Annotated in this window: 19 protein-coding genes; 10 read left to right on the top strand and 9 right to left on the bottom strand. The window is 38.8% G+C overall.

The genetic code is table 11. The features are described 5' to 3' along the window. Positions 1 to 160 precede the first annotated feature (160 nt). The gene (locus ACH0CI_RS08370; protein WP_335387679.1) at positions 161 to 643 is read left to right on the top strand and encodes a DUF2243 domain-containing protein; all 483 of its coding nucleotides are present in this window, start codon (positions 161 to 163) and stop codon (positions 641 to 643) included. After that, positions 636 to 1,394 (top strand): cytochrome c oxidase assembly protein, encoded by a 759-nt coding sequence (locus tag ACH0CI_RS08375; protein ID WP_033580546.1) that lies wholly within the window; start codon positions 636 to 638, stop codon positions 1,392 to 1,394. Before ACH0CI_RS08370 ends, ACH0CI_RS08375 begins: the two co-directional genes overlap by 8 nt. Positions 1,395 to 1,431: 37 nt before the next feature. Here ACH0CI_RS08375 and ACH0CI_RS08380 read toward each other — a convergent pair whose 3' ends face one another. Continuing rightward, the gene (locus ACH0CI_RS08380; RefSeq protein ID WP_033580547.1) at positions 1,432 to 2,316 is read right to left on the bottom strand and encodes a YitT family protein; all 885 of its coding nucleotides are present in this window, start codon (positions 2,314 to 2,316) and stop codon (positions 1,432 to 1,434) included. A 301-nt stretch (positions 2,317 to 2,617) separates the two neighbouring features. Here ACH0CI_RS08380 and ACH0CI_RS08385 point away from each other — a divergent pair, with 301 nt between their 5' ends. Both ACH0CI_RS08385 and ACH0CI_RS08390 read left to right on the top strand, forming a co-directional pair. Continuing rightward, a complete protein-coding gene (locus tag ACH0CI_RS08385; RefSeq protein ID WP_016764808.1) occupies positions 2,618 to 2,743 on the top strand; it encodes a hypothetical protein in 126 nt (41 codons plus the stop codon). Between the two features lie 98 nt (positions 2,744 to 2,841). Further along, positions 2,842 to 3,315 (top strand): hypothetical protein, encoded by a 474-nt coding sequence (locus tag ACH0CI_RS08390; RefSeq protein ID WP_335387682.1) that lies wholly within the window; start codon positions 2,842 to 2,844, stop codon positions 3,313 to 3,315. A gap of 28 nt (positions 3,316 to 3,343) precedes the next feature. Here ACH0CI_RS08390 and ACH0CI_RS08395 read toward each other — a convergent pair whose 3' ends face one another. Next, positions 3,344 to 3,802 (bottom strand): GyrI-like domain-containing protein, encoded by a 459-nt coding sequence (locus ACH0CI_RS08395; protein WP_047750500.1) that lies wholly within the window; start codon positions 3,800 to 3,802, stop codon positions 3,344 to 3,346. Positions 3,803 to 4,053: 251 nt separating this feature from the next. Between ACH0CI_RS08395 and ACH0CI_RS08400 the strand changes: the two genes are divergently transcribed. Then, positions 4,054 to 4,488, top strand: coding sequence for a hypothetical protein (locus tag ACH0CI_RS08400; RefSeq protein ID WP_033580550.1), 435 nt, complete (start codon positions 4,054 to 4,056; stop codon positions 4,486 to 4,488). Between the two features lie 88 nt (positions 4,489 to 4,576). On the opposite strand, the gene ACH0CI_RS08405 is transcribed toward ACH0CI_RS08400, so the two are convergent. Beyond that, on the bottom strand, positions 4,577 to 4,804 hold the full coding sequence (locus ACH0CI_RS08405) for a hypothetical protein (RefSeq protein ID WP_335387684.1): 228 nt from the start codon (positions 4,802 to 4,804) through the stop codon (positions 4,577 to 4,579). 128 nt (positions 4,805 to 4,932) lie between these two features. Between ACH0CI_RS08405 and ACH0CI_RS08410 the strand changes: the two genes are divergently transcribed. Continuing rightward, positions 4,933 to 5,931, top strand: a complete 999-nt coding sequence (locus ACH0CI_RS08410) for an NADP-dependent oxidoreductase (RefSeq protein WP_406901251.1) — start codon at positions 4,933 to 4,935, stop codon at positions 5,929 to 5,931. A 40-nt stretch (positions 5,932 to 5,971) separates the two neighbouring features. Here ACH0CI_RS08410 and ACH0CI_RS08415 read toward each other — a convergent pair whose 3' ends face one another. Then, complete coding sequence (locus ACH0CI_RS08415) at positions 5,972 to 6,604, bottom strand: YitT family protein (RefSeq protein ID WP_406901253.1); 633 nt, start codon at positions 6,602 to 6,604, stop codon at positions 5,972 to 5,974. A gap of 417 nt (positions 6,605 to 7,021) precedes the next feature. On the opposite strand from ACH0CI_RS08415, the gene ACH0CI_RS08420 reads away from it, so the two are divergent. Next, positions 7,022 to 7,846 (top strand): 5'-nucleotidase, lipoprotein e(P4) family, encoded by an 825-nt coding sequence (locus tag ACH0CI_RS08420; RefSeq protein WP_028414438.1) that lies wholly within the window; start codon positions 7,022 to 7,024, stop codon positions 7,844 to 7,846. Here ACH0CI_RS08420 and ACH0CI_RS08425 read toward each other — a convergent pair. Next, on the bottom strand, positions 7,787 to 8,053 hold the full coding sequence (locus ACH0CI_RS08425; RefSeq protein ID WP_406901383.1) for a hypothetical protein: 267 nt from the start codon (positions 8,051 to 8,053) through the stop codon (positions 7,787 to 7,789). The genes ACH0CI_RS08420 and ACH0CI_RS08425 overlap by 60 nt on opposite strands. Before the next feature lie 191 nt (positions 8,054 to 8,244). Then, positions 8,245 to 8,814, bottom strand: coding sequence for a GNAT family N-acetyltransferase (locus tag ACH0CI_RS08430; RefSeq protein WP_013083913.1), 570 nt, complete (start codon positions 8,812 to 8,814; stop codon positions 8,245 to 8,247). A 312-nt stretch (positions 8,815 to 9,126) separates the two neighbouring features. On the opposite strand from ACH0CI_RS08430, the gene ACH0CI_RS08435 reads away from it, so the two are divergent. After that, the gene (locus ACH0CI_RS08435) at positions 9,127 to 9,918 is read left to right on the top strand and encodes a sulfite exporter TauE/SafE family protein (RefSeq protein WP_335708074.1); all 792 of its coding nucleotides are present in this window, start codon (positions 9,127 to 9,129) and stop codon (positions 9,916 to 9,918) included. A 29-nt stretch (positions 9,919 to 9,947) separates the two neighbouring features. Here the strand turns inward: ACH0CI_RS08435 and ACH0CI_RS08440 are convergent, their stop codons facing one another. The 3 genes from ACH0CI_RS08440 to ACH0CI_RS08450 form a co-directional block, all read right to left on the bottom strand. Beyond that, positions 9,948 to 10,673: a class D sortase gene (locus ACH0CI_RS08440; protein WP_406901254.1), complete on the bottom strand. Its 726-nt coding sequence runs from the start codon at positions 10,671 to 10,673 to the stop codon at positions 9,948 to 9,950. A gap of 1 nt (position 10,674) precedes the next feature. Next, on the bottom strand, positions 10,675 to 11,808 hold the full coding sequence (locus ACH0CI_RS08445) for a processed acidic surface protein (protein WP_335708072.1): 1,134 nt from the start codon (positions 11,806 to 11,808) through the stop codon (positions 10,675 to 10,677). 343 nt (positions 11,809 to 12,151) lie between these two features. After that, positions 12,152 to 12,283: a hypothetical protein gene (locus tag ACH0CI_RS08450; RefSeq protein ID WP_013057845.1), complete on the bottom strand. Its 132-nt coding sequence runs from the start codon at positions 12,281 to 12,283 to the stop codon at positions 12,152 to 12,154. A 351-nt stretch (positions 12,284 to 12,634) separates the two neighbouring features. Between ACH0CI_RS08450 and ACH0CI_RS08455 the strand changes: the two genes are divergently transcribed. After that, positions 12,635 to 13,192: a thioredoxin family protein gene (locus ACH0CI_RS08455; RefSeq protein WP_335708460.1), complete on the top strand. Its 558-nt coding sequence runs from the start codon at positions 12,635 to 12,637 to the stop codon at positions 13,190 to 13,192. Between the two features lie 383 nt (positions 13,193 to 13,575). Beyond that, positions 13,576 to 15,219, top strand: coding sequence for a glutamate/serine transporter AimA (locus ACH0CI_RS08460; protein ID WP_047750503.1), 1,644 nt, complete (start codon positions 13,576 to 13,578; stop codon positions 15,217 to 15,219). Positions 15,220 to 15,319: the final 100 nt, after the last annotated feature.

The following is a 15,319-nucleotide window of genomic DNA, read 5'->3' on the forward strand; positions in this document are numbered from 1 at the left end:
TCGCAAATACTATCCTATACCTTTATGGTGAAAAAATGGTGAAAACGTGATTAGGATATAGCTCCTATTTTTCCATATTATAGATTCATTTCTCTTTAATAGGGTATACGTTCATTAGAATCGATATAAACTTAAAGAACTGGCAGGGAGGGATATATATATGGAAAAGAAGCACGAAGCAACTGCAAATCAGCGCGTGGTTCACCGCGCTCGAAATAGCTGGTCAGGCTTTTTGTTTGGCGTAGGGTTAGTTGCTTTTATTGATGAAGCAGTGTTTCATCAGCTGCTTCATTGGCATCATTTTTATGATAAGTCCACAACGGCCGCTGGTTTAGTGTCAGACGGTTTGTTTCATGCATTCAGCTGGTTCGCTACAATTGCATCACTTTTTATGGTGGCAGATCTAAGGCGCCGGGGCGGCTGGTGGGTGAAAAGGTGGATAGGAGGAGTATTGCTTGGAGCGGGGGCGTTTCAGCTTTATGACGGGATCGTGCAGCATAAGCTTATGGGCCTTCACCAAATTCGGTACGGAGTGAAGATTGCACCTTACGACATTACGTGGAATGTACTTGCATGTTTGATGCTGCTTATTGGCATCGTTTTAACATGGTTTACACGTAAACAAGGTGCACATCATGATTAAATATGAAGTACTATCTCAGCTTTTATTAGCCCTGCCTTTTGTCGCTGCCTTTTTTTTATACGTGTGGGCTGTAACGTCTTCAAATGCAACGTATAGAAAATGGTCATTATATAGGACGTCCAGCTGGACACTTGGTATTTTATGCGCCATATCTTCTGTAGCAGGACCGCTCGCAGCTCGTGCTCATATGGACTTTACCGCGCATATGACGGGGCATTTGCTTTTAGGTATGCTAGCTCCGCTTTTAATGGCGTTAGGAGCACCTCTTACACTGCTGCTTCGCACGCTTCCGGTTCATGCAGCCAGAAAGGTGTCAAAACTTTTAAAAGGACGGTTTGTTCGGTTCATCAGCAGTCCGGTGACAGCTTCTGTTCTTAACGTAGGAGGACTTTGGATTCTTTATACAACAAGTCTGTATGGCATGATGCATCACTCTTTTTTCGTGCATGTCGCTGTACATATTCACGTATTTTTAGCCGGCTATTTATTCACCGTATCGATGATTTCAATTGATCCTTCGCCGCATCAAAAAGCTTTTACGCACCGAGCGTCCGTATTGGTTCTTGCTCTTGCCGCCCACGGTATTTTATCAAAATATGTGTACGCTCACCCGCCTATGCACGTCTCGGCAGAAGAGGCGCAGCAGGGGGCTATGCTGATGTATTACGGAGGCGATTTAATCGACTTATGTTTAATTGTACTTCTTTGTTATGAATGGTTTAAGCGGGTTCAAAAAGTCTCTTTTACATAAAAACGCGCAGAAAGCATCATGCTTTCTACGCGTTTTTTTAGTGAATGTTTCGTTTTTTAAAGCGTCCGCCGCGGACTTCGGTAATATCTGCAACGGCTAAAAAGGCAGTAGGGTCAAAATCTTCAACAATGGTTTTTAGCTTTGATTCTTCAAGGCGCGTAATGATGCAGAAAATCACTTTTTTATCATCGCCCGTATAAGCACCTTCACCGTGCAAATAGGTAACGCCTCGACCTAGACGCGCATTAATCGCATCGCCGATGTCATCAGAATGATCACTAATAATCCAAGCTGATTTTGATTCTTCCAATCCTTCTACAACTGTATCAATGGCTTTAGCCGCAATGATGTACGCAAGGATAGAATACATGGCGCGGTCCCACGTGAACACAAATCCCGCTGCTCCTAAAATGAAGAAGTTGAAAAACATTACAATTTCTCCTACAGAAAACGGAATTTTTTTACTGATTAAAATGGCAAGTATCTCCGTACCGTCAAGCGCTCCGCCGTAGCGAATGACGAGTCCAATTCCAATTCCGAGAATAATCCCTCCAAAAACGGTAGCAAGAAGAACGTCTGCGGTAAACGCGGGGACATGGTGAAATCTAGAAGTTAAGATGGATAAAACCAGTATGCCAAAAATAGTGGAAAGGGCAAATGTTTTTCCCATTTGCTTGTACCCGATAAATACAAACGGAAGATTTAGTACAAAAAGAAAGATTCCTAGATTTACGCCGGTAATATGCGAAAGCATGATGGAAATACCGGTAATTCCTCCGTCGACAACGTGGTTTGGAACAAGGAAGATTTCAAGTCCTGTGGCCATGAGCAGGGCACCGATCGCAATAGCGATGGCCCTACCGAATACCTGTCCCTTGGACAGCTTTCGGTGCTGAATTTTCGCTTTTTCGAGTTCTGTCATTTGCATGTCTCCTTTGATGTCTCCTATGTATTTCTCACTTTAGAAAAGTGAAACTATCTTTAATTATACCTTACTATGCACAATTAGTGGGAATAGACGACTTAATTACTTGTTTCAACCTATAAAAAAAGCCTGCTTTAGAGTCATAAGCAGGCTTTTTAAAGAGTAAAACGATGAAAAAAGATAGTTGGCTTCACGGCTTTAACTATATAGAGGCTTGATGAAAAAATGATGAAAATGCCGGCATGTGCGGTAAGAAAATCGGGGATACTAGTTAAAAAGGCCAAAAGGAGATGACGAAATGAGCGTGTGGATGATGTATAATCACTTGATGCACTCGCAAATCTTTTTAAGCAGCGTATTAATTAGCGGTATTCTTCTTGTTAGCGGAGGATTTGTGTACGGCAGAATAATGAGTAAAAAGTGAACCTAATATTGCCGCGGATAGGTTGTTAATGGAAGATGCTCAATAGTAGCTTGGTTAATGTTATACTTGCTCCATAAGCTTAGCGTGGAGGTGTCAGCATGAGCAAGCATCATGATCTAACAGCATCATACGGAGAATCGCTAGTGACGTGTGAACATCAGTTTGAAGCTAGCTATTACTATCATCAAGTGCGCGAACAGTGCATGAATCAGATTCATGAAATAAGCAAAGCGGTAGCTGAATTCACCGTTGATTTTACAGATGAAAGTTTGAAAATATTAGAGCTTCTTTACTATGATCTAGAAGACGGCGATCGCTTTGACTATTTTTCAATGACAAAAGAAGAATTCGAAGAGTGTATGGGCGTATACTTTGGTGAGGTGGTTACGTCTACTATTGATGAAGCGCGCTGGGTTGTGAAAGAATATCCGCTTATGGAAAACAAGTATGTGACCGGAATTGAAAAAGGGAATTTTTCACTCATGTTTCCCCATGGCTTTTTTAACCATAAAGAGCGTCATCCAGAGTGCGTTTTTACTCTTTATCATTTATATAAACAGCTGCAAAAATAGGAAAAAGGTGAACGTAAGTTCACCTTTTTTAATGTCCAAGCTTTATGGGAATATAAATATCCATTTCATATGTATCACTATATAAATTGCCGTGTATAGCTGTATTTACAATTTCAAGAGCAGGACCTTCAATCATGCTGTAAGGAGAGTTCGGCAGCCATTCATTCCAGATGCTGTTATACGTCGACCCAAGCGATGTAATGGGACCTCTGTGTTTAAACTGCAGGTATGTAAACGAAGGAAACGTATGAACGCTCATACCGCTTGGAATACAAGCCGTATCAGCTACTTCTGTACCTGCAATATAAAAATAATTTTCTCTTTTCGGAGCCATGCAAATGCCTGTAATCATATGAGGTTCTTTTGAAGAAGTAATCATTTCTTTTTCTTTAAGTATTTGCTTCAAAAGATTCTCTTTTTGATACTCTCCGTTTTTTGCTATGCCTATCACTGAAAATCCTTCTTTATATACAACTTTACCTTGCATAATCCACCTCGAATTTTTCAAGCTCTAGCTTTTATTCTATCAATCATAAATTACTTTACCGTGATTGTAACATAATCTTAAGTAGATATCGATGCAGAAAATGGAACATTACAGTAGCCAGCTTTTGTGAATTAAGAAATAGTTTTAACAAGCTGGTTTAAGGAGGTCTTTGAACTCTTAGTCATGTAAACTAAAAGGTAAGTATATACTTTATTACCGTATATTCCATATAAATAAAGGGAGGGAAAGTAATGGGAGACGTGATTCAAAGCCAGCTGAATATATTTTCATCGCAGTCTCAAAGCGTTCAGTCGTTGACTTACGGTTCTGAAACAAGCATTTTAACAGTAAATGCTGAGACGAAAAAAAACAATCAGAAGATGAAAATAGATGGGTTTGCGACAATTGAAGCAAACATTCCTCTTGGATTAACTAGTTATCAATACGGGGTAACACTTAGAGTATATAGAAATTCTCAGCTTTTGTTTTCACAGAATTTACAGCAAGGAGCTGCAGCCGTTCTAACACTGTCATTTACTCAGCAAAATGCTCTTTCTTTTACATGGGTAGATACAGTAGCATCAATTGGCACATACACGTACTCAGTCAGAATGGAATTTTTTGTCCGTTCTTCAACTGGGGTGAGCGTTCAAACGACTACCCGTGCAATTGCGATTACTACATAAAAACAGCGCCAGAATTCTGGCGCTGTTTTTTTACTGATGCAACACTTTATTTATATAACGTTTACGAAGAGTAAATCCGGGAAACTCCTTAATATAAGTCAAAATGGTAGCTAAACCAGTAGTCGTCCTGCACATTCTTTGTGTTTGAAGCGACAATATGCTCATAACCTTGTTCATCTGTGGCAATCCAGTTATAGTTGATATCCATTTTAATCGGATACATATTGCCTTTTTTAAACAAAATAACGGGGGGAGTTACTTCAACAAACTCGTTTAGTTTTTTAACAACATTTTCTTTACAGCGAATTAGCTCCATGTCTTTTTCTCCTTCGGTGTTATTGCACAATCATATTTTTTGCGTTGTGCACAATATATAATTTAAAATAACAAAGGTAAGTTTAGCACATTTTACAAAAAACAGAGAAATAAAAAGGAGCGATATCGATGAATGAACAAATTTTATTAGCAGAACGCCCAAAGGGAATGCCAACAAAAGATACGTTTAAATACGAAAAAATTGAAATGCCTACAGCGAAAGAAGGCGAGGTACTTGTTCAAACACTTTACCTTTCTGTTGATCCGTATATGAGAGGACGCATGAACGATACAAAATCATATGTTCCTCCATTTGAGCTAAACGCACCGCTTGCAGGCGGCATTGTAGCACGCGTAACGGAATCAAAATCAGATCGCTTTAAAGAAGGCGATATCGTGACAGGTATGCTTCCTTGGAAACGCTATTCAGCCGCAGAAGCAAAAAACTTACAGAAAGTTGATCCAGAGCTAGCACCAATTACAACGGCTATCGGCGTTCTTGGTATGCCTGGTCTCACAGCTTATTTTGGACTACTTGAAATCGGTCAGCCAAAAGAAGGCGAAACAGTAGTCGTTTCCGGTGCAGCAGGTGCTGTTGGATCTGTTGTTGGTCAAATCGCTAAAATTAAAGGCGCACGTGTTGTCGGCATCGCAGGTTCTGAAGATAAAATTGCTTATTTAAAAGATGAGCTCGGATTTGATGAAGTGATTAATTATAAAAAAGGAAATGTGAAAGAAGCATTGAAAGAAGCGTGTCCTAATGGAGTTGATGTTTACTTTGAAAACGTCGGCGGAGAGATTTCAGATGCAGTTGTTAGCTTATTAAATAAATTTGCGCGCATTCCACTTTGCGGCCAAATTTCACTGTATAACTTAGAAAAACAAGATGTTGGACCACGTGTTCAAACATCTTTATTAATTAACAGTGCGCTAATGAAAGGGTTTATCGTAGCCGACTATGCTGACAAATTCCCTGAAGGCATTAAGCAGTTAGGCGAATGGGTGCAGCAAGGGAAAATCAAGTACAGCGAAAACGTAGTAGAAGGTTTTGAAAATGTACCTGAAGCGTTCCTTGGGTTATTCGAAGGAGCAAACTTAGGAAAACAGCTTGTAAAAGTAGCAGAATAAGCGTAAAAAAACCGTGCGGGATCATTTCCGCACGGTTTTTTTACATAGTTGAAGCCGTTTGTTGTTTGGCTTCTTCTTCAATATGTTCACCAGTTCGTTCGATTGGCGAGCGTTTGTGATAGCGTCCAAGCAGTCCTGTCATGATGAAAATACCAATTAACGAATAAAGAACTTGAACTACGCCGAATACCACTGTTGCAGAGCCTACAATCAACACATCTGTCAAAAGCATTGTTTTACCTGGATTAATGCCAAATCGTTTATCAAGAAACACGCATAGCATGTTGATTCCGCCAAGAGAAGAGCCGTGGCGAAACAAAAAAATCAGTCCAATGCCAACGATAACGCCGCCCACAACCGCGGCTACAAGCGGATGCGGAAGCGAAAACGAAAAGTTGGCAGCTAATAAATCGGACATCACTGACATCAGGCTAACGCTGATGAAGCTTTTTATCGTAAACTGCAGTCCAATTTGTGTAAGAGCCATAAAATAAAACGGTAGATTGATGATAAAGAACAATACCCCAAATGAAATACCGGTTAAATGCTGCAGCACAATGCCAAGTCCGGCCGTTCCGCCAATAACGAGGTTAGAAGCGGTTAAAAATTGAATTCCGATGGCAACGCATAAGCAGCCAAAGGTAATCCATCCCCATTGTTTTACGTGATTCATATCTCCATCCCCTTTTGTATATTTATACAATACTTTCGATAGAAAACACCGTCTTTTAATTCACAAAATCTATTTTACTATATATCTTTTCAAAAAAAAGCACTTTTGTGAGAGAATCTAACACAAGATAAAAAGTTAGATAATTCAGATTTATTGAGTTCTTCTGGAGCAAATGAGTGATAAGCCGATATGTTTCTAAAAAAAGATTAAAAAGAAAGAATGAGAAAAACGGATTTTGGAAAATGTATAAACAAATATTTGGATAATGGTCAAAAAAAGGGAAGGAATATCAGTTAAAACGAAATATTTTAATTATTAATTAAAATATTATTCGTATTTGTGTTGATTTTTTGTTTGATTGAGGTAATATATAACATCATTAGCATGAAAATATGTAGAGATGGAAGTGGATGCAAAATGAATAAGAAATTATCAGCGTTGACAGGGGTGGCTGTACTTGCTTTTTCGCTTACAGCATGTGCCCCTCAGCAGGAAAAAGAGGTTTCTGCTGAGAAAAAAGAACCCGTTCAAAATCTAGCTGATCAGCAAATTATGGCGGACGCTTGGTACCAGACATCCGGCGAAATGAAAGCTTTGTATTACCAAGGCTATAATACAGGGAAGCTTCGTTTAGATGAGGCGCTTGCAAAAAGTACCGATAAAAAGCCTGCCATTATTTTGGATTTAGATGAAACCGTGCTTGATAATAGCCCATTTCAAGCTTCAGCCATCAAAACGGGTAAAGGATTCCCTTATAAGTGGGATGAATGGGTGCAAGCAGCAAAAGCGAAAGCAGTGCCAGGTGCTGTCGATTTCTTGACGTATGCAGATCAAAAAGGTGTAGATATTTACTACATTTCAGGCCGTACAACTTCTCAGCTTGAGGCAACAATTAAAAACCTAAAGAATTTACATATTCCTCAAGCAACCAAAGACCATGTGCTGTTGACGGGTCCAAAAGACGAAGGAAAAGAAACGCGCCGTCAAAAAGTAGCGACGAATCATAATGTAGTCCTGCTGTTTGGTGATAACTTATCTGATTTTAGCGGCTTTGATAAAAAGTCGATGAACGATCGAAATAAGCTTGTAGAAGAACAAAAAGAAGCATTTGGTCAAAAGCTAATTGTGTTTCCAAATCCAATGTATGGAGATTGGGAAGGAGCTATTTATAACTACGACTACTCAATTTCGGACAAACAAAAAGATAAGCTTCGCCGCGAACAGCTTCAATATTTTAATTAAAAATAGGTTGAAACATAACGAAATCGCTCCAATCAAAAGGCGAACAAATTGGATACATGAGCTGAACCGCTTGTTACACCGCTGTTGATTTCCGTACAAGACTTCGCTTTCCGCGGGCGGCCGATGAGCCTCCTCGTCGCTTCTCTCCTGCGGGGTCTCATCTATTCCGCTTTTCCCGCAGGAGTCTTCGTCTTGCCCTCCAATCAACAGCTGGTATCACCTGCATTGAATGAAACCTGTGTTCAGCATCACAATAAAAAATCCGAACGAGGTTGATTCTTCATTAAGAATCAACCTCGTTCGGATTTCTCTTCAACTCACATATTGTTGTCCCAGCTTCTTTTAATCTTTTTACTATACCCTATTTAAACGATAGCTTGTACAAATGATCCTGCTTTTTAAGAAAGAAGCCACGGAGCATAAGGAGCTTGCTTCCACTCGTGTTTTAACATGCCATAAATTACAAGATCATGGTAGTGATCATATAGATATTCACCTTCTCTGCAAATGCCTTCTTCTGTAAAACCTAGACGCGTAGGGATGGCTTTGCTTTTTTCATTATTAACGCCGCAGCGTATTTCGACTCGATGAAGGTTTAACGTATTAAATGCATAATTCAGGCATCCGTGTACGGCTCTTGTCATAATGCCTTTTCCTTGGAAATCATGTCCAATCCAATAGCCGAGACTTGTACTTTTATTTCCCCAATTAATTCCGTGGAAACCAATCATTCCGGCGATTTCTCCGTAGTACCGAATGATCGCCTGGAACCCTTGGTTATTATAATATTGAGCTCTCCATTCAGGGATGAGTTCATCATAGTCAGCAATACTTTGCATGCTATCTACCCATGGCAGCCATTCTTTTAGGTAAGGTCTTGACTCGTTAATAAGAGAAAGCAAGGGGAAAGCGTCAGTTGATTCAATTAAATGCAAACTAACTTCGTCATCAATTTTGTATTCAAACATACGAAAGCCTCCTGTGATGATGGGCCTGCTGAGATAAGCGTAGCGTGTAGGCAGTTCTAACATCTAGTTTTTCTTTATTCTACCACAAGTAGCAGAGCGGAGAACGAGGAAGTTTGAGCTAAACGTAAATAACGCATAAAGTCGATAGGATTTTAATGATTAAAAAAATTAATAATTGAAAGCACTTTTATCAATATTTTTACAGAAAAGAAGCATATACAGTGATACAATGGAAGAAGAGATAAGGCGTTGTATGTATACATACTTTCTAACAAACATGATATTGGATTGATAAAAGCAGGTGGTAAAAACATGGATGTACAACTATTAATAACGGTATTTGCACTCGGGTTTTTCGGGTCATTTTTAGCAGGTATGCTTGGAATTGGAGGGTCAGTTGTTTTGTACCCGCTGTTGCTATTTGTTCCGCCTCTTGTAGGAGTGGGAATATTCAGCGCACACGAAGTAGCTGGTATAGGAGCCGTGCAGTCGCTGTTTGCCTCCGTTTCAGGAGCTCTTGCTTATAAAAAGGGCGGCTATTTGAATAAACCGTTAATTTTATATATGGGCGTCAGTGTCTTAGTTGGTAGTCTCATTGGTTCAACGCTATCAAACTCGTTTTCAGAAGGAATGATCAATTTCATTTACGGCGTGATGGCAACAATTGCTGCAGGATTAATGTTTATACCCAAAAAAAATAATCCAGCGGCCGATTCATTCGAAGTGACATTTTCAAAACCTTTGGCAGCAGCCCTGGCGTTTTTAGTTGGGATTTGCGGGGGAATTGTCGGAGCAGGAGGCGCATTTTTACTTGTTCCTATTATGATTACCGTGTTAAAAATTCCTGTGCGCGTAACGATTGCAAGCTCATTAGCCGTGACGTTTATTTCGTCTATGGGAACAACATTCGGTAAAGTAATGACGCATCAAGTCCTTTTGCTTCCGGCGCTTATGATTATTGGAGCAAGCTTACTAGCAGCTCCGATTGGCGCTTTTGTCGGGCAAAAGACGAAGGTAGCGTCGCTGCAAGTGATCTTAGCAGTCGTTATTACGGCGACTTCGTTGAAAATATGGTTTGATTTACTAATGAAATCTATTCATTAAAAAAAGCTGCCTCTTTAAGGGCAGCTTTTTTATTTTGTTGTTGATGCAACAAGGTGAGCGACTAAAATATAGCGTTCAGGTGCTGAACCAACGTAGTTAAATGGATAACAGGTGCTGACGGTTAAAGTGGCTCTAGGTTTTGGCACAATAACGGTCCGGTCATCCGCATCCACAATTCGTACTTTATTTACTTTGTATGTGAAGGTGCCTGCTGCTGTACTTACCACAAGCGAATCGCCTTCACCCACGTCGCCAAGCTTACGAAAAACCGTATCGCGATGTCCTGATAGAACAGAATTGTCGTTTTGACCAGGCAGCACGCTTCCCGCAAAATGACCGACGCCTTTTTCTAATTCATCTTCGTTCGTACCGTGATAAATTGGCAGCTTCGCGTTTAATTTAGGAATATATAGTTCTCCCATTAAATCACCGATTTTTGGCTGTTTCGGATAAGAAACATTTGACACTTTCGGCTTTTTTTCTGAGCTAGCAGTACGAGAGTGTACCGCTTTTTGGGGATCAACAGAAGAAGCTTCAGCAGAAGAGTCTGCCGTTGATGAGTCCTTGCTTTTAGAGACTGAAGCTGCGGCTGGTTCTTCTGTATCCATTGTTTTAAATGCCAAATAGCCTCTTGCAAATTTATAGGCGTTTGTTGTTGTAAACCAAAGACCAAAGCAGATGACAGCGGCTAAAAGGGAAAGAACAATCAACCGCTTTTTACGATTGATTGTTCTTCTTGTTTTTCTTGGTTCCATTTTATGCGCGTCTCACTTTGCGGAAAAGAACAAAGCCAGCTGCTACAAGCACTAATCCAATTAATGTATTTGTTACATAATTAGAAGCCGTTTCCGGAAGTTTTCCGCCTTTAACGGTTTTTTGTACAGCGCCGTTCGTTTGTTGCTTCACAGGTTCTTGTTTCTTTTCTACTGCTGGTTTTTGCGCTTGAGCTGGTTTTGCTACAGCTTCAGCAGATTTCTCTACTTCTTTTCCTGTGTCTGTGATGATATCAGAATTAAACATATCGCCTGTGATCACCATGTCTGCTAAAAATTTACCGTCTGTTGTATAAAGAGAAATTTTTAGACTTGCATTTTTTAATTCTTCTAAGTTGATTAAATCAGTAAGAGAAAGCGGTTTTTCATTTCCGCCTTGTACAAGTGAAAATTTAGCGTCTAAATGGAAGATTGATAGCATTTCTTTATAAATAGACATTAATTCAGCGATTTGATCAGCAGATAATTCTGTTGCTGTATCAAAATCTTCGAATGCCGCTAAGCGCTCGCCTAATTGATCTAAGCGGTTAAGCGTTGCTTCATTTGAAAGCTCATCTTCTAACGATGTAAAATGTGCTTCGATTCGATTTAACTCTTCTGAAGTTAAGCCTAATTCAGACTGCATAAATGATAGTAAGCCGCTTAAATCTTCTTCGCTTAATTCATCATCGTAAGAAGTGTCTTCTTCGTCATATGACTCATCATCTTCATACCAGTCATCGCCCTCTAGATAGAAGCCGACATCATCGTATAAATCCTCTAGGTACACATAGTCGTCTAAGCTTTGGCCGTTCTCTTTTAATAATGCATTTAAGCTTGTTTTGTCTAAGTCAAAATCTGCATACAAATCTTGCACGTTATGTAAGTCAGCTGCAATCGGTTCACCTAAAAAATCTTCTAAATCTGCGATTGTATCGTAGTTTTCAAGACTATCGTCATACAGTGAAAGTGAATATTCAACGTCGTCTTTGGTTACTTCAAAGCCTCGCGTTTGGCTTACGGATTTTAAATATTTGTTGAAGTCTGCGTCAAATGTTGACGCGGCTGCGAATGAAGACGTTGGAAATACGCCAACAAACAGCAGAAATGATAATAAAATTGTCCCCAGTTTTTTCATCAATTTTCTCCTTTTTTTTACGTTTTCTACAAGATTATATAGTAAGAGTTATAAATTTACAATATATACTTATATTATATATACTTTGAATATAGTGGTAATTTAAGGTATTTATAGAACTATATATTTTGAGAATACCATATGGAAGGGAGCGAAAAGCCCTAGGTAGAAAAAAGGGGGAAATAAAGAAAAAGGTTTATAATTTTTTTGACAGAGCAGAAATATAAAGAAACATCAAAAAAGAACAGCACTTAGAAGCTGTTCTTTTTGAAATGATATGTAAGCATTAGCATAGATAGTTGAAATTCGATACCGTTCCGCTTTAGAAAAAGGTGGCTACGAGTTATGATTTTAGTAAGGATAGTGAAGAAAAGTGAGAGCGCGGTTTTGTCAGCTCTATTTTAATTCCTTTTAGTCTTAAACGTTCTACAAACTGTTTGCGTTTTTTTCGCTTTTCATGCGGGGATTGATTCATATTCGCCTCATCCTCCATATTTAGTCAAGTAGCTAACATATCATTATCATAATCAAAAGATGACGGTTACACAATAAACATTCTCAAATATTCACAAAGATTTAAAATTTGTTACATTGATAGTGTACATGTACCCCATTCTCTTTTTTTATAACATCTCAATGTGCTGTTTTTAAATTGAAGGTTTATGAATTCCGTCGCAGAATAAAAAAACATGATCAAAATGAGCACGCAGACTTTTATATTTTGATTCATGGTGCTTAAAAGCTATACTAGTAGTGCGTATAGAAAAGACGAAAACGAGATTGGATATCTCATCTATTTGTATACAAAAAAGAAAGAGGGATCTTGATGAAAACAGACCAGCAGTATTTTGAAGAAGGAAAATCAATTCAAACATATATGAACGACATGAGTACATTAAAAGAGGAAAGTTTAGCTGTTTATGAACAATTTCAGCTTCCTAAAGATGGACTGGCTGACAAATTAAAAGCTCACAAGCTTCACTTCTTAGCGATTACTGAAGATTGGTGCGGAGATGCGATGATGATTAACCCAATCATTCGTAAAGTAGCTGAAGCTGCCGGTATCGATGTGCGTGTTGCACTGCGCGATGCGGACACCGAATTAATTGATCGTCACTTAACAAACGGCGGCCGTGCTATTCCGATTATTTTAATTTTTAATAATGAAGGAAATTTACTAGGTAAATGGGGTCCTCGTGCTCCTGAAGTTCAGCAAATCGTGGATGAGCTTCGCGCCGAACTTCCTTCAAAAGAAGATCCTTCGTTTGAAGAAAAGCAAAAAGAAGTCTTTTCTGCGTTACGAACAAGATATAAAGAAGAACCGGCTCTTTGGTCGTATGTTTATAACAGCTTCAAAGAAACAGTGTTAGCTGTTGTAAAATAATTTAAAAAAGCAGGGTAAAATGAGCGCTTCATTTTACCCTGCTTTTTTTCTAGTTATTGCAGCAAAATCGTTTGTATATCACTTTAATGAAAAGGCTGTTTTTATAAATGCTAGTGTTCAAAACGCGCACTTTTAATTGGTGAAACGCACAAAATTCTAAAAATAAAAATATTTTTTATTCAAAACGCGTACTTTTTTAACTTGATGATGATATAATAGCAAATAATAAATGAAGAAGGGGGACGCGTGAATGAATGTAAAAGCTTTTGGTTAGTACTTTTAAGCAGCATTTTTAAAGATCAAAATGAATTTTATTTTTTAAATTTAATGAAAGCGCTTAATAACTCACTTCTCAGAATATATAGAAGAAAGGTGTTAGATACATGAATAACTTACATAGAAAAATGGGAACGTTTTCTCTCATGATGGTCGGCCTTGGATCTATTATTGGATCAGGATGGCTGTTTGGGGCATGGAGAGCTGCTCAAATTGCAGGCCCTGCAGCAATTGCTTCTTGGATTATTGGAATGGTTGTTATTTTATTTATAGCTCTTTCTTACAGTGAACTAGGATCGATGTTTCCAGAAGCAGGAGGTATGGTTAAGTATACGCAGTACTCGCACGGCTCATTTCTTGGCTTTATTGCGGCTTGGGCAAACTGGATTGCCATTGTATCCGTTATTCCTGTTGAAGCGGTTGCCTCTGTTCAGTACATGAGTTCATGGCCGTGGGAGTGGGCGAAATGGACAGGGAGTTTAGTAGAAAACGGGATTCTTACTGGAAAAGGCTTGGCTATTGCTACAGGGCTATTAATCATTTATTTTCTTTTAAATTATTGGACGGTAGGCTTATTTTCGAAAGCTAATTCACTTATTACCGTTTTTAAAATTGTAATTCCAGGGCTTACAATTGGTGCTCTTTTATTCGCAGGATTTCACGGCGGAAACTTTTCCTCTGCAGGAGGCGTTGCTCCAAATGGATGGGCAAGCGTGTTGACAGCTGTTGCTACGTCTGGGATTGTGTTTGCTTTTAACGGTTTTCAAAGCCCTATTAACATGGCGGGAGAAGCGAAAAATCCGGGACGCTCTATTCCAATTGCCGTGGTAGGATCCATTTTGATTGCAACCGTGATCTATGTATTGCTTCAAATTGCGTTTATTGGAGCGGTAAATCCTTCAGAAATCGTAAAAGGATGGAGTCATCTGAACTTTAATTCGCCGTTTGCCGATTTAGCGATTGCACTAAATATTAACTGGCTTGTTATTGTTTTATATGCCGATGCGTTTGTATCGCCATCAGGAACGGGTATTACGTATACAGCTACCACGTCACGCATGATTTATGGTATGGAAAAAAATAAATACTTGCCGAATATACTAGGACGAGTTCATCCGCTTTACGGTGTTCCTCGTCAAGCCATGTTTTTTAATCTATTTGTCTCATTCATCTTTTTATTTTTATTTAGAGGCTGGGGAATTTTAGCCGAAATTATTTCTGTAGCTACGTTAATTTCATATCTTACTGGTCCTATCACAGCTATGACGTTAAGAAAAACGGGGACCGATCTTTATAGACCTTTACGTATAAAAGGGTTAAATGTAATAGCGCCTCTTGGCTTTATTTTTGCTTCACTTACTCTTTACTGGGCGAGATGGCCGTTAACTGGACAGGTATTATTTATTATTTTAATTGGTTTGCCAATTTATTTTTATTATCAAGCAAAATCAAAATGGAAAGGCTTTGGTCAAAACTTCCGAGCTGGCGTTTGGATGATTGTCTACTTATTATGTATGATGACAATCTCCTGGATAGGAAGTGAAAAATTCGGGGGACTCAATATTATTAAATACGGCTGGGATATGGGACTTATTGCAATTGTTGCACTTTTCTTTTATGCTTGGGCACTTAAAAGCGGGTACAAAACAGAGTATTTAAAAGAAGCAATTCATGTTAATAATGAAATGAAAGAAGCGGAAGCACAGACTGCCTCGGCTAAAGAGCAAGTTATAGAAAAACAAATTAAATAAGTAGTAAAAATGAGGCTGGGACAAAAGTATTTCAGTTGAAGTCAAATGCGAACTATTAATTTTTTTTTGATTGGTAGTTCGTGTTTTTTTGTTGTTATGT

This window comes from Priestia sp. 179-F W1.4 NHS (assembly GCF_045369295.1).
Lineage (GTDB): Bacteria > Bacillota > Bacilli > Bacillales > Bacillaceae_H > Priestia > Priestia zanthoxyli.